The following is a 13,068-nucleotide window of genomic DNA, read 5'->3' on the forward strand; positions in this document are numbered from 1 at the left end:
CGCGGACTGATGCGCGATATGTCCAGCCGGCGCCCGGCGTTCGACCGTCCTGAGGCTTGTCAGATATCCAGCATCGCCATCACCTCCTTGGGGTAGCGGTGGCCGGCTGCCGCATCGCTCGGGAAAATCGCGTCCAGGGCTGCCAGGTCCGCCGGGCTGAGGCGGATCGCGACGGCCGCCGCGTTTTCTTCCAGGTACGTGCGCTGCTTGGTGCCGGGGATCGGAATGATGAAGTCGCCCTGTGCCAACACCCAGGCCAGCGCGAGTTGCCCGGCGCTGACGCCCTTGTCGGCCGCCATTGCCTGCACCTGCTTGACCAGTTGCAGGTTCCTGGCGAAGTTCTCGCCCTGGAAGCGCGGGCTGAAGCGGCGGTAGTCATCGGCGCCGAAGTCATCCGGGCTTTGCAACGCGCCGGTCAGGAAGCCACGGCCCAGCGGGCTGTAGGGCACGAAAGCAATGCCTAGGCGTTGGCAGGCGGCGAGGCAGCCGTTGTGTTCCTGGTCGCGGCTCCACAGCGAGTATTCGCTTTGCAGGGCACTGATCGGGTGCACCTTGTGCGCGCGTTCCAGGGTAGCGGCGCTGGCTTCGCTCAAGCCCAGATAACGCACCTTGCCCTGTTGCACCAGCTCGGCCATCGCGCCGACGGTTTCTTCGATGGCCACGTCCGGGTCGATGCGGTGCTGGTAGTAAAGGTCCAGCGTGTCCACACCCAGGCGCCGCAGCGTGCCATCGATGGCTTGGCGCACATATTCGGGGCGGCCGTCCACCCCACGCGACGTGGGCTGGGCCGGGTCACGCACGATGCCGAACTTGCTCGCCAGGAACACCTGCTCACGTTTGCCGGCGATGGCCTTGCCGATCAGCTGTTCGTTGGTGTGCGGGCCATACATGTCGGCGGTGTCGAGAAAGTTGATGCCCAGCTCCAGCGCACGGTGCAGGGTCGCGACGGCTTCCCGGGTGTCGCTGCCGGGCGCGTAGAAATCGCTCATGCCCATGCAGCCGAGGCCGATGGCGGAGACGAGCGGGCCGTTGGTGCCGAGTTGACGAGTGTGCATCGGTTGAGCTCCTGTGTGAGTAGGCGCCTATTGTTACGCTCGACAAATCCTGGATAAACCGGCTAAAAGCACTATCACTATTCGTATTATCTAAACAATCTGCTTGAGGAGCTGCGCCGTGGACCGTTTCAACGCGATGCGCGTGTTTACCCGGATCGTCGAACTGCGCGGCTTTGCCAAGGCAGCCGACAGCCTGCAGCTGCCGCGCGCCTCGGTGACGGTGTTGATCAAGCAGTTGGAAACGCACCTGGGCGTGCAGCTGCTGCAACGCACCACGCGGCAAGTCAGCCCCACGTTGGATGGCGCCGCGTACTACAAGCGCTGCGTGCAATTGCTGTCGGACCTTGAGGAAACCGAAGCGGTGTTTTCCTCCCGGCGACAGAACCCGCGCGGCACATTGAGCCTGGATATGCCGTCGGGTATCGGGCGCTTGATCGTGATCCCTGCGTTGCCGGCATTCGCCGCGCGCTACCCGCAGATCGACCTGGAAATCGGCCTTAACGATCGCCCGGTGGACCTTATCCGCGAAGGTGTGGATTGCGTGCTGCGCGCAGGCCTGACGCTGGATGAATCGCTGGTGGCGCGGCCTTTGGCGATGATGGATCAACTGACCCTGGCGAGTCCGGAGTACCTGACCCGCAGGGGTGTCCCTACATCGCTGGAAGATTTGGCTAATCACCAAATGGTCGAGTATGTGTCCGGTGTCAGTGGCAAACGGTTCGGCCTTGAGTTCCAGGTTGGCGGTGAACTGCGAACGGTCAACCTTTCGAAAGGCTTGACGGTGAACAGCTCCGACGGCTACTTCGCCGCGTGCGAGGCCGGGTTCGGCCTGATCCAGGCGCCGCATTACCATGCGATGCGGCAATTGGCCGAGGGGTCCCTGGTGCAGGTACTGCCGTGGTTGACCGTGCCGAAAATGGCCCTGACAGCGCTGTATCCGCCGCACCGTCAACTATCCCAACGGGTGCGAGTATTCGTCGATTGGCTGGTTGAGCTCTGTGCTCGGCCGGGCACCGGTTTGCAGCGGCAGGCATCGCCTGTAACATGAGCGCTGTCGTACCCGGTCGGCGATTCACACTGGCTACATTTTTTCAGGTTCAGGAACCCGTCATGACACAAAAGCAGCGTTTGAAATATTCGATTCTGATTGCCCTGGCCGTCCTGGCAACGATGTTTGGCCTGTCCTACCTGCAGAACACCGGGGTGATCAGCGAGAAGACATTCCAGACCATCGCCATTGCCGTCGCGGTGGTCGTGGTGGTGATCAACGGCGTCATGCGCCGCAAGGTCAAGCTCTAGACCACGGGGCGCGAATCAGGCGCGACCTTCGAGTACCTTCGCAGCCTCTTCATGGAGGCTGTAGCTTTTGTCCGCATTAAGGGTGATCACGCCCTCGCTGCACAAGCGCTTGAGCACTTCGCGCACGCTGAGAAACGACAACGGGATGCCCAGTTCCAGCAAGTGGCTGTGCACGCCGCGCACGCCCAGGGTGCGCCTGTTGTCGGCGGCAGTGAGCAGGGCATCGATGACCTTCAGCCGGATCAGGCTGGTGCGCAAGCCAAAACACTTGAGCAGGTGGCGGATACGCTGGTTGCCTTGCTGTTCGGGCGCCTTGCCGAATGTTTGTGTGCCGTTGGCGAAATTGGCCTCGGCAGCCGGTGAATGTCCGTCCGTGGGCACTTGCGGGTTATACATGCAAAAACTCCTTATCAGAGCCTGATCAGGAAAAAATGAGCGCTCTTGGTTAGTAAGACGAACGAGCGAGCGAAATCATGAAGTCCTGGATGTAGAAATTTCGTCAGTATCGGTTCTGTCACATTCACGCGGCCTTCAATAAACCTCGTCCCCCGCTAAATTATTCCCCCTGGTTTGCGTTCTTACGGTGGGGTGATTGCCCCGTGTAAGACGGTTAAATCTGACGGTGGAGTGTGCGTGATTATTTCCAATGGGTTGTCCAGGGTGGGCGTGGCCGGGGTGCTGCTGGGGTTGAGCCTGGCCGTCTCGGCTCGGGAGCAGGTGGGGCAGGCGTCGGCGGATATCCGTCGCACCAGTTACGGGGTACCGCACATTCGCGCCACCGATGAGCGTGGCCTGGGCTTCGGCATCGGCTACGCCTATGCACAGGACAACCTGTGCCTGCTGGCCAACGAAGTCGTCACCGTGAATGGCCAGCGCGCCCGGTTCTTTGGCCCCGAGCAGGCAACCCTGGAAGAGCGCAACAACCTGGCCAGCGACCTGTTCTTCAGCTGGCTGAATACGCCGGAAGCGGTCGCCGCGTTCTGGAAAGCGCAGAGCCCGCAGATCCAGCAGCGCATTGACGGCTATGTGGCCGGCTATAACCGTTTCCTGAAAGAGCAGGGCGCTCCGGCGCAATGCCAGGCGGCCTGGGTGCGGCCGCTGGTGGCTGAAGATGTGGTCAAATTGACCCGTAGGCTGTTGGTCGAGGGCGGTGTGGGCCAATTCGCCGAAGCCCTGGTCGGCGCGACACCGCCCCAAGCCGCCGTCAGCGTAGCGTCCACAGCCAAGGCCTTTGAGCTGGCCGCCGCGAACCGCGAGCGTTTCGCCTTTGATCGCGGCAGTAACGCGGTGGCGGTGGGGCGCGATCGGTCATTCAACGGGCGCGGCATGTTGCTGGCCAATCCGCACTTTCCGTGGGTGGGCGGCATGCGTTTCTATCAGATGCACCTGACCATTCCCGGCCAACTGGATGTCATGGGTGCCGCGTTGCCGGGTCTGCCGGTGATCAATATCGGTTTTAACCGGCATCTGGCGTGGACTCATACGGTGGACACCTCCAAGCACTTCACCCTGTACCGCCTGACCCTGGACCCCAAGGACGCCACGCGCTATATGCTCGATGGCAAGTCCGTCCCCTTGGATAAAACTACGCTGAGTGTGCAGGTCAAGCAGGCCGATGGCAGCCTCAAGAACCAATCGCACACGGTCTATAGCTCGCAATTCGGCCCGGTGGTGCAATGGCCGGGCAAGCTCGACTGGGACAATCACTACGCCTTCAGCCTGCGTGACGCCAACCTCGGCAACGACCGCGTGCTGCAACAGTGGTACGCGATGAACCGCGCCGACAGCCTCGAAACGCTGAAAACCTCGGTGCACACCCTGCAAGGCATCCCGTGGGTGAACACCCTGGCCGCCGACGACCAGGGCCAGAGCCTGTACATGAACCAGTCGGTGGTGCCCAACGTCAGCGCGGCCAAACTGGCGCAATGCAGCGACCCGCGCGCCGGCCTGCAAATGATCATGCTCGACGGCGCCCACAGCGCCTGCGCCTGGGACATCGACCCGCGCGCGGCCCAGCCCGGCATCTTCCCGGCCGACCAACTGCCGCAACTGCAACGCAGCGACTACGTGCAGCATTCCAACGACTCGGCATGGCTGGCCAACCCCAAGGCGCCACTCACCGGGTTCTCCCCGGTGATCAGCCAGGACCACATCGGCCTCGGCCCGCGCGCGCGTTTCGCCCTGCAACGCCTGCAATCGCTGCATAAACCCATCAGCGTTGCCGACCTGCAAAACATGGTGATGGACAACGAGGTGTACCTGGCAGGGCAAGTCATGCCAGACCTGCTCGCGTTCTGCGCCAAACACCTCGGCGCCGACATCACAGCCCTGTGCACCAGCCTGAAAAGTTGGGACCGGCGCGCCAACCTCGACAGCGGCCTGGGCCTGGTGCACTTCATCAACCTGATTCAATCGCTGCAGCAGACCCCCGATGCCTGGCGCGTCGCCTTCGACCCGGCGCAGCCCATCACCACCCCACGCGGCCTGGCCATCGACCGCGCTGCAGTGGCCAACGCCCTGCGCGAAGCCATGCTGGCCTCCAGCGCCGAGGTCGCCAAACTCGGCTTGAGCGCCGACAGCACCTGGGGCGACGTGCAGGTCAGCGGCCAAACCCCGATCCACGGCGGCCCGCAAGAACTGGGCATCTACAACGCCATGCAAACCGTGCCCCGCGCCGACGGCAAGCGCGAAGTGGTCAGCGGCAGCAGCTACCTGCAAATCGTCACCTTCGACGACCAAGGCCCCCATGCCACCGGCGTGCTCGCCTTCTCCGAGTCCGGCAACCCGGCTTCCCCCTACGCCAAAGACCAGACCCAAGCCTTCTCGCGCAAACAACTGCACCCGCTGCCCTTCACCGAAGCCCAGATCAAGGCCGACCCGCACTACCAACAGCTGCACATCAAGGAGTAGGGCGGGCACGCAAACCCTTGATGCCAATACGAAATATTTTTGAAATCAAGGGGTTGCACGGTATGGTAAATACGTACATAATGGCGCCCATCGAACGCAACGAGGCATTAAAAACCTCAATGTATTCAATGAGTTAGAGTAGAGGCGTGGCTTTATGGCCCGCTCAAGTTTTTATGCGATGAGTGCCGGTAGTTGAGGCATTTGACGTTTGAGGCCGAGTAGCAAAATGGTTATGCAGCGGATTGCAAATCCGCCTACGCCGGTTCGATTCCGACCTCGGCCTCCACTCTTGGAAACCCCGTAGATTAGCGTCTGCGGGGTTTTTTATTGTCTGGGATTTGGTCGTCGCTTCCGCGATTTTTCTGATGGTTTGCGCAATCCTATCTTTTTGTCGGGAAAAATTGAGGCGCCGTTATCGGTAAGTCTCTCCTCGATTGGGCGGGGGGATTGTGCTCAAGACTGAGCACTAACGGCCAAGGCTGTGTAAAAACGTTTCTCAGCGCGATTGGAGCCCTGTATGGGACTGAAAGTCGTGTTTCTACGCAAAATTTAGATAGGCTGAGCAGCCGATAATTTTCAGATTTCGTATAGCGGCGCGAGCCTTAGTTTTGACGAAGCGTTTACACTCTCTGGACCAAAAGCTGTGGGTCAGTGAAGATGGAAAAGGCAACCCCGAGGCTTTTTCACCATCAGCGTCATACAGTTTGCGCAATGAATCTTGATCGTTGAGTTTGTGTAGGTTGCAGTGATTATAGAAGGTTTGGCCCAACCGCTGTTGCTTGAAGCTTCCTTGACCCACAGCCGGATGAACTCGTCATAGGCTGCGCATTCGATCAGCAGCGGAAAATTGTTTTTCATCTTCAGGCAGCCATCAGTGAAGGGACTCAAATTTACGAACCGGTCACGAATCTCTCAATCACATCCGTTGCGCTCTGACAGCGTTTTCGGCCAGAAGCGGACATATCATCACGTGGATAAATAACGTCCGACTTTCTCTTCCAACAGCTTCGTCAGAGCAGGCGCCATGTATCCATAATTATCAGGAATATGCAGGCAGACGATACGTTTATTGGCCAATTCCGAGGCAAAGCGAACCGACAGTTTCTTCCGATGGCTTTGCTCCATCACAAACACGAGATCGGCCCACTCTAGAAGTTCTTGGCTTACGGGCACATCCGCATCGTTATTAACCCCAGCCGATGCTGTCTCGACCCCCGACCAATCAGCGAATAATTGCTCGGCGGTCGGGCTACGCAGACGGTTTTTGCCGCAGATGAAAAGCACGTTCAAATTTGGACTGGCTCCAGACTGTGACGTCGATCCGATGCTCAGATCCGACACGTGGACATACTGACAGCGGAGGATCTGCGAGCCAAGAAACGTCTGCTTTGGGTAGAAATTTTTCAGTTATCAGCACGGAGAACTGCCTCCTCTAGCTGCCCATCGAAATGTTCTGTGTCATCGCGCGACTCTGACCTCAATCGCCGCTTAGCCTCGACCAGCAATTGAGGAACAGCGATCCGCTGATTGAGAAACGTGGCGACCGCGAGGTCTGAAAGCTGATCAAACGGCGTATCCAGGCGTCTCGACATCGCTCTTGTAAGGTTGTCATTGCCACGCCTTTCCAAGGGCCGATGATGCTATTTACTGTCGTCGGTTGGGGCACGGGCGTCGATTTCTCTTGTTGCTTGTATGGGGGCGCTACCACAACTTCCACCACGCTTTCTGAACAATTACCTCAGGCATTGGCGTAAAACGGGGTCAGACCACAATATCGGACCAAGGACCCTTGGTCTGCCCCTTCGATTTCAGCGCAATTTAAACGGGTCGAGTGCTGGCTGGATCGATCTTATCAAGTGCCGCATTCACGAGAAGCCCTGCGTTCTCAATAATCTGCGCCAACCCGAAGGTTTGAAGACGATGCGTTCCACTTGCCGCGAACGCTTGTTCGTTCGCTATCGCTGACGCTGAAGCCAATAGCTCACTCGCGTTCACTAGTGCTTCCTCGGAGCTCAAGCCTGGCTTCACGCTGAACACGCTGGTTGCAAATTCATCATCAATTGGGTGTATTTTCATGAGTGGCGCTCCAGTGCACCGCACATGGATCGAATCACCAGCGCTGAATACTGATGGGGTGTTTTAAAAGTTGCGTTTGGAACCTGGCAGCTTCGATTTGTAGAAAACATCCTCTATACCCTCGGAAAGTTAAGAGGCCACCACCGCCGTTGCGACACGGTTGGGTGGTGGACCGTGCGAGGGTCGCAAACCGGTGTCCGAGGGTACCGGCCGGGCAAAAGCCCGCCTCACACGGTCTACCATAGATGCGGTAAGCAGGCATAAAAAAAGCGCCTGCTACAGAGCTATGGCGCTACCGCGCCTCAGACTACTTCAGGTTGCGACACCCGACCACAGGATTTACTGCGACGGCGCATCCTAGCCAGGTTGCTTCCTATGGCTCAACCTCGGCAAGTTGTGGGAAATGTCCGAAGCTCGGCAGGCCAGTGGTTTGTTATTCAAATTGCAGTGCTTAAGCCACTCGTCGAGGCAACAGCACTTTCCGTCCACGTAAACCCTCTCAACCCTATGCGCAACCCTGCGCTACCGATAGGAGGTGATTCATGGTGGACGACAACAACGGTCCTGCAGCGCCATACCCTGGACCTAAAAAAGAAGTGCCTGATGCTGGCGAGGGTCATGAATCCGGTCTTGATCAAGCCGAGTCCGAGCCCAAGCAGGGTACGGGCGAAAAGCCGTCAGATTGGAACCCGCCGCCTGGCAACCCGGGATCGGATCAGGACGCCCAGACCGACCGTGACAATGGCGGAGCCCGTTAGGCTCAATCCGAACACGTAGAGCTTCACGAAAACCCGGCCAGTGCGCCGGGTTTCTTCGTTTTCGACCCCGCCACACCCCCTGCACTTTATCTGTCTATATCACTGAAGATCTGACGATGCGCTGCTCTTTCACCTCACCCGCATACCCACCGATTTTCCCCTGCTGCGCCGTCAGCAACGCGCAGATTTTCATCAGTGCTGCGGCTTCACTCGGCGTTCTGGCGCCGGCCGCCATCGCGGTCAATTCAACCACCGACCAGCCGATCACCGCCGCTGCGTCCTCCAGGTCATAGAACAACTCCTGCTGAGCGGTCCTGGGGCCGTCAAGGCCTTGTATCAACTCGTCCATCCTGTCTTCCTGGCCGCTTAGGTTTTTATCCCCTGATATCCATCAGAGTCGCTTGCCGAACGTTGAACACAGGCATCCCCGTGTTGCGCTTTCGACGAGCAAGTGTGGCGCACGCGCCCGGCGGGTGTAAATGCCGCGGTCGGCCAGATGCGCAGGCATATTCATAACAAATACCTGGGCGATGTGCTGTACTGGCGGCGATTGTTGAGTCGATCCTGATGCTGAACCCGAGGGAATACGATGCTGATCTACGCCGCTACCATTCCGTGTTTTTCCCAGATGTTGAATACGCTCAAAGGCCTGTTGGCCAAGGGCAATGAGCACGCCAGCGCGCTCGGCTACGATCCGCAGAACCTGCTCGATTCGCGCCTCGCGCCGGATATGCATCATCTGGCGACTCAAGTCCGTTTCGCCTGTACCCAGGCCCAGGACGCTGTCAGTCGGCTTAGTGGGCAGCCTGCATCGGCATTGGAAACCCCGGCGTCAATGGACGAGGCCATCGCGCTGATCGACAAGACGCTGCAGGCACTGGTCGGTGCGGATCGTGAACTGATCGAGGAGCGGGCAGATGTGTTGATTGTTATCGAGCTCCCAGGCGGGATCGTGTTTGAAATGACGGGTAATGAATACGCCGTCAACTGGGCGACGCCACAGTTCTATTTTCACCTGATGACGGCGTATAGCATCCTGCGACATAACGGCGTGCCGTTGGGCAAGGCGGACTATGTACCGCATATGTTTGCTTATTTACGTAAAGGCTAGGGCAGGGTTGGTTTGCGGCAGATTCGTTCGCTCGTGCTCGAATCTGCCTTGACCGTCTTCTCACTTGCCCCCAGTCACATCCAGAAAGGTCCCGGTAATAAACGACGCCTCTGCACCGGCCAGCCAGAGCACCGCGCGTGCCACTTCTTCGGGTTGGCCGCCGCGGCCCATCGGGATGCTGTCCTTGACGCGGTCCACGCGGCCGGGTTCGCCGCCGCTGGCGTGCATGTCGGTGTAGATGTGTCCGGGGCGTATGCAGTTGACGCGTATGCCTTCGCGCGCGACTTCCTTGGACAGGCCGATGGTGAAGGTCTCCAGAGCGCCTTTGGACGCGGCGTAGTCGACGTATTCGTTCGGGCTGCCGAGGCGGGCGGCGCCCGAGGATATATTGATCACGCTGCCGCCCTTGCCGTTGTGACGAAACGACATGCGTTTGACCGCCTGCTGTGCGCAGAGCATCGGGCCGATGGCATTGATCGCGAAGATGCGTTGCATGCGGGGGAAGTCGAGGTCTTCGAAGCGCGATTGCAGCCCGAGGACGGCGGCGTTGTTGACCAGCACGTCGAGTCGGCCAAATGTCTGGTCAATGGCGGCGAACAGCTGTGCGACCTGGTCCGGGTCGGCACTGTCGGCACGTACGGCCAGGGCGCGGCGGCCGAGTGCTGTTACATCAGCCACCACGCCCAGTGCGGCGGCCTCGTTGCTCACGTAGCTGATCGCCACGTCGTAGCCTTGCGCAGCCGCAAGTCGCGCCGTGGCCGCGCCCACGCCTCGGCTTCCGCCGGTGATCAGAATCAGGGGAGCTGAAGAGACAGTATCCATTTCTCGTACCTTTATGAGGGGTGAAGGTCAGCCGATCAGCATCGTGCCGCTGGCAATGACCACGCACGCCAGCAGTTTTCGAACGCTCAGCGATTCGCCGAGGAAGACGTAGCCGATCAACGCCGCGAACACCACGCTGGTTTCGCGCAGGGCCGAAACGGCGCCCATGGGCGCTTCTGCCATGGCATAGATAACAATGCCGTAAGCCAGCAGGGAAACGAGCCCGCCCGCCAAGGCCGTGATGAATCCCGGTCGCTGGGCAAACAGGCTGCGTGCATCGCGCAGGCCGATGTACACCAAGGGCATCAGTACGCCCCAGAGCGCGCACATCCACGCAGTGTAGGCCAGCGGTGCGCCGGAGAGTCTCGCGCCGATGCCATCCGTGACGCTGTAGGCCGCAATGAAACAACCCGTGCCCAAGGCATAGGGCAGGCTGGGCACGGCCAGCCTGCGCTGCTTGAAAGCCAGTGAAATAATGCCGCCCGAGACCAACGCGATGCCAAACAGGGCGCTGGCGCTCACCGTCTCACCGGCAAACGCCAATGCGAACAGCGTGATCAGGATAGGCGAGGAGCCCCGGGCGATCGGGTAGGTTTGCCCGAGGTCGCCGACTTTGTAGCTGCGCACCAGGAACAGGTTGTAACCCACGTGCAAGACGCCCGACAGAACGGCGTACGGCCAACTGGCCACGGCGGGTGCCGGCAGGAATAGGGCGATGCCAGCGCTGGCGACCGCGACCGCCAGGCACATCACGGTCATCGACCACAGCCTGTCGTTGCCGGCACGCAGCAGCGCGTTCCAGCTGGCATGCAGGAGCGCGGCGAAAAGGATGAGTACTACGATAGGTAAGGGCATGCGCAATAGTAGGCACCGGCATCGGCAGTTGAAAGCGAAGTCCCCTCATCCTGCCATGAGCTATTGCTCATTCTATCAGCGATAGCTGTGTTGGGCCCGCGTCGACTCTTCCAGCAGCCAGTGACGAAAGTTGATGATGTGAGGCTGGGACTCGACGCCTTTGGGGCAGACAAAATAGTAAGCGACCGGCGATGCGAAGGGCACCTCGAACAGCCTGACCAGGCGACCGTCGTTGATCTGGGCTTCAACGTGGCCGCTGCGGACCAACGCAATGCCCTGGCCCAGCAGCGCCGCCTCGATGGTCATGTTGGTGTCGGCAAACCTGACGCTTTCATTCAGTGCGCTAATGCCGACGCCGACGTGCTCGAACCAGGCTTCCCACTTGGGCACCAGGTCCGCGCCGTCACGCGTCAGCAGTGGGTAGCGCAGCAGCTCGGCGGGTTCGTGCGGGGTGCCGAAACGGCTAAGCAGGTCGGGGCTGGCCACGGGGAAAATCTGTTCCCTGAGCATGAACTCCGAGTGCAGGCCCGGGTAATTGCCGTTACCCAGGCGGATCGCCACGTCAGGATCCGCGCTGGAGAATTTGATCGCCTTGTCGCTGGTCTCCAGCGTGATCAGGATCTCCGGGTGCTGCTGCGACAGGCTGGGCAACCTGGGGAGCAGCCATTTGAGTGCGAACGAGTAGGTGGTGCTGACCTTGAGCCGGACCCTGCCTTTTTGTTCCCGCAGGTCGGACAGAGTGGCCGCAAGGCTCGTGAGAAACTCACGCACGATCGGCGCCAGCGCGGCACCGGCCGGGGTCAGTCGCAACGATTTTCCACGCTGGAACAACTGCAAGCCCCAGAGCTCTTCGAGGTGCTTCAACTGATGGCTGACAGCGCTCTGGGTGACGTGCAACTCTTCTGACGCCGAGGTGAAAGTGGCATGCCGGGTGGCGACTTCGAAAGCGCGTAGGGTGGCGGTTGGCGGTAGGTCTCTCATCGATTGGGTCCCGGCGATCAGCTTCCATGAGTGAAGCTTCATGGTAACGGTTTTCTGTAGTGAGCGGGCTCGCCCCGCGCTGGGGGGCGAAGCCGCCCCAAAACCAGACGGCTCGATTTTTCCTGAAACCCCCGAGGTGTCTTTGTTGGGGCGGCTTCGCCGCCCAGCGCGGGGCAAGCCCGCTCACTACGGGTTGTATGGAACGTTTACTAAACCTCGGACAAAGAAAAGCCCGCTTGGGGAGCGCGGGCTAAAAGGATGTTCACTAGGAGCTGGGTCCACCATAGGGCGGCGTCTGTGAAAGCTTTGTGAAAGCTTCGGTAAAAAAGTGTATGCCTCAATCGCGCAGTGGCTGTACGGGGCAGGACGGTCGATTACGCTCTACTGTCGCAGGCACATCACACCTTCTGGATGCCGCGTCATGTCTATGTCTACCAGCCTGCTGTCAGCCTTTGTGCTGTTCGCCTTCGTGTCTTCGATCACGCCGGGGCCCAATAACACTATGTTGCTTGCCTCGGGGGTGAACTTCGGGTTCCGCCGTTCGATGCCGCATGCGCTGGGGATCAGCATCGGCTTCATGGTGCTGGTGATTTCGGTGGGCCTGGGGCTGGGTGAGGTATTCAAAGTGTTTCCGTGGGCCTACACGGTGCTGCGTTATGTGGGGGCAGCGTATTTGTTGTACCTGGCGTGGAAGATCGCGACGGCGGGCGGCCTGTCCGACAGCCCCGATGAACAGGGCAAGCCCATGACCTTCCTCGGCGCGGCCGCGTTCCAGTGGGTCAACCCCAAGGCCTGGATCATGGCGTTGGGGGCAATCACCACCTATACGCCAGCCGAGGGCTATGTAACCAATGTGCTGGTGATTGCGCTGGTGTTCGCCGTGGTCAACTTGCCCAGCGTGTGCGTGTGGGTCGGCTGCGGCAGCGGCTTGCGCACGGTGCTGCGTGACCCGCGCTGGGTGCGGCTGTTCAACTGGTCCATGGCCGGCTTGCTGGTGCTGTCGTTATACCCCATGTTGTTTGTGGCTTGAGCCTCAGACCGGCGAGATGGTCGCCAGCAGGCCGATGCCGATGGTCAATACCAAAAAGCCGAACAGGAAAAGTGCCATCTTGGTCATAAGGCCTCCGAAAGGAAGGGGGTGGGGAGGGCGCCATTGTCCGCCCCGACGGCTTTTCGATACAGAGGCAGATAGCAAAGAAAA

General features: G+C 59.9%; 13 protein-coding genes and 1 tRNA gene. 6 read left to right on the forward strand and 8 right to left on the reverse strand.

The genetic code is table 11. The features are described 5' to 3' along the window. Positions 1-59: 59 nt before the first annotated feature. Positions 60-1,055 carry an aldo/keto reductase gene (locus KVG91_RS23020; RefSeq protein ID WP_169378690.1) on the reverse strand — a complete coding sequence of 332 codons (996 nt, stop codon included), beginning with the start codon at positions 1,053-1,055 and terminating at the stop codon, positions 60-62. Positions 1,056-1,173: 118 nt separating this feature from the next. On the opposite strand from KVG91_RS23020, the gene KVG91_RS23025 reads away from it, so the two are divergent. Both KVG91_RS23025 and KVG91_RS23030 read left to right on the forward strand, forming a co-directional pair. Continuing rightward, positions 1,174-2,103 (forward strand): LysR family transcriptional regulator, encoded by a 930-nt coding sequence (locus KVG91_RS23025; RefSeq protein ID WP_169378689.1) that lies wholly within the window; start codon positions 1,174-1,176, stop codon positions 2,101-2,103. 62 nt (positions 2,104-2,165) lie between these two features. Continuing rightward, positions 2,166-2,354, forward strand: coding sequence for a hypothetical protein (locus KVG91_RS23030; RefSeq protein WP_049713137.1), 189 nt, complete (start codon positions 2,166-2,168; stop codon positions 2,352-2,354). A gap of 15 nt (positions 2,355-2,369) precedes the next feature. Here the strand turns inward: KVG91_RS23030 and KVG91_RS23035 are convergent, their stop codons facing one another. Then, positions 2,370-2,750, reverse strand: a complete 381-nt coding sequence (locus tag KVG91_RS23035) for a fe2+ zn2+ uptake regulation protein (RefSeq protein WP_169378688.1) — start codon at positions 2,748-2,750, stop codon at positions 2,370-2,372. 237 nt (positions 2,751-2,987) lie between these two features. Here KVG91_RS23035 and pvdQ point away from each other — a divergent pair, with 237 nt between their 5' ends. Both pvdQ and KVG91_RS23045 read left to right on the forward strand, forming a co-directional pair. Beyond that, on the forward strand, positions 2,988-5,264 hold the full coding sequence (gene pvdQ / locus KVG91_RS23040; RefSeq protein WP_169378687.1) for a bifunctional acylase PvdQ: 2,277 nt from the start codon (positions 2,988-2,990) through the stop codon (positions 5,262-5,264). Between the two features lie 212 nt (positions 5,265-5,476). After that, positions 5,477-5,550 (forward strand) — tRNA-Cys (locus KVG91_RS23045). Positions 5,551-6,230: 680 nt separating this feature from the next. Here KVG91_RS23045 and KVG91_RS23050 read toward each other — a convergent pair. From KVG91_RS23050 to KVG91_RS23060, 3 genes are all read right to left on the reverse strand, one after another. Continuing rightward, complete coding sequence (locus tag KVG91_RS23050) at positions 6,231-6,554, reverse strand: low molecular weight protein tyrosine phosphatase family protein (protein ID WP_169378686.1); 324 nt, start codon at positions 6,552-6,554, stop codon at positions 6,231-6,233. 528 nt (positions 6,555-7,082) lie between these two features. Then, positions 7,083-7,340, reverse strand: a complete 258-nt coding sequence (locus KVG91_RS23055; protein ID WP_169378685.1) for a DUF6124 family protein — start codon at positions 7,338-7,340, stop codon at positions 7,083-7,085. An 852-nt stretch (positions 7,341-8,192) separates the two neighbouring features. Continuing rightward, positions 8,193-8,447 carry a hypothetical protein gene (locus KVG91_RS23060; RefSeq protein WP_169378684.1) on the reverse strand — a complete coding sequence of 85 codons (255 nt, stop codon included), beginning with the start codon at positions 8,445-8,447 and terminating at the stop codon, positions 8,193-8,195. Between the two features lie 240 nt (positions 8,448-8,687). Here KVG91_RS23060 and KVG91_RS23065 point away from each other — a divergent pair, with 240 nt between their 5' ends. Further along, positions 8,688-9,209 (forward strand): DUF1993 domain-containing protein, encoded by a 522-nt coding sequence (locus KVG91_RS23065; RefSeq protein WP_169378683.1) that lies wholly within the window; start codon positions 8,688-8,690, stop codon positions 9,207-9,209. 60 nt (positions 9,210-9,269) lie between these two features. On the opposite strand, the gene KVG91_RS23070 is transcribed toward KVG91_RS23065, so the two are convergent. From KVG91_RS23070 to gcvA, 3 genes are all read right to left on the reverse strand, one after another. Beyond that, positions 9,270-10,031 carry an SDR family oxidoreductase gene (locus KVG91_RS23070; RefSeq protein ID WP_169378682.1) on the reverse strand — a complete coding sequence of 254 codons (762 nt, stop codon included), beginning with the start codon at positions 10,029-10,031 and terminating at the stop codon, positions 9,270-9,272. 27 nt (positions 10,032-10,058) lie between these two features. Further along, on the reverse strand, positions 10,059-10,886 hold the full coding sequence (locus KVG91_RS23075; protein ID WP_169378681.1) for a DMT family transporter: 828 nt from the start codon (positions 10,884-10,886) through the stop codon (positions 10,059-10,061). A gap of 75 nt (positions 10,887-10,961) precedes the next feature. Next, entirely contained in the window at positions 10,962-11,867 is a 906-nt protein-coding gene (gene gcvA, locus KVG91_RS23080) for a transcriptional regulator GcvA (RefSeq protein WP_169378680.1), read from the reverse strand. Positions 11,868-12,288: 421 nt separating this feature from the next. Between gcvA and KVG91_RS23085 the strand changes: the two genes are divergently transcribed. After that, a complete protein-coding gene (locus KVG91_RS23085) occupies positions 12,289-12,897 on the forward strand; it encodes a LysE family translocator (RefSeq protein ID WP_076953898.1) in 609 nt (202 codons plus the stop codon). Positions 12,898-13,068: the final 171 nt, after the last annotated feature.

It is taken from the genome of Pseudomonas azadiae (assembly GCF_019145355.1).
GTDB classification, from domain to species: domain Bacteria; phylum Pseudomonadota; class Gammaproteobacteria; order Pseudomonadales; family Pseudomonadaceae; genus Aquipseudomonas; species Aquipseudomonas azadiae.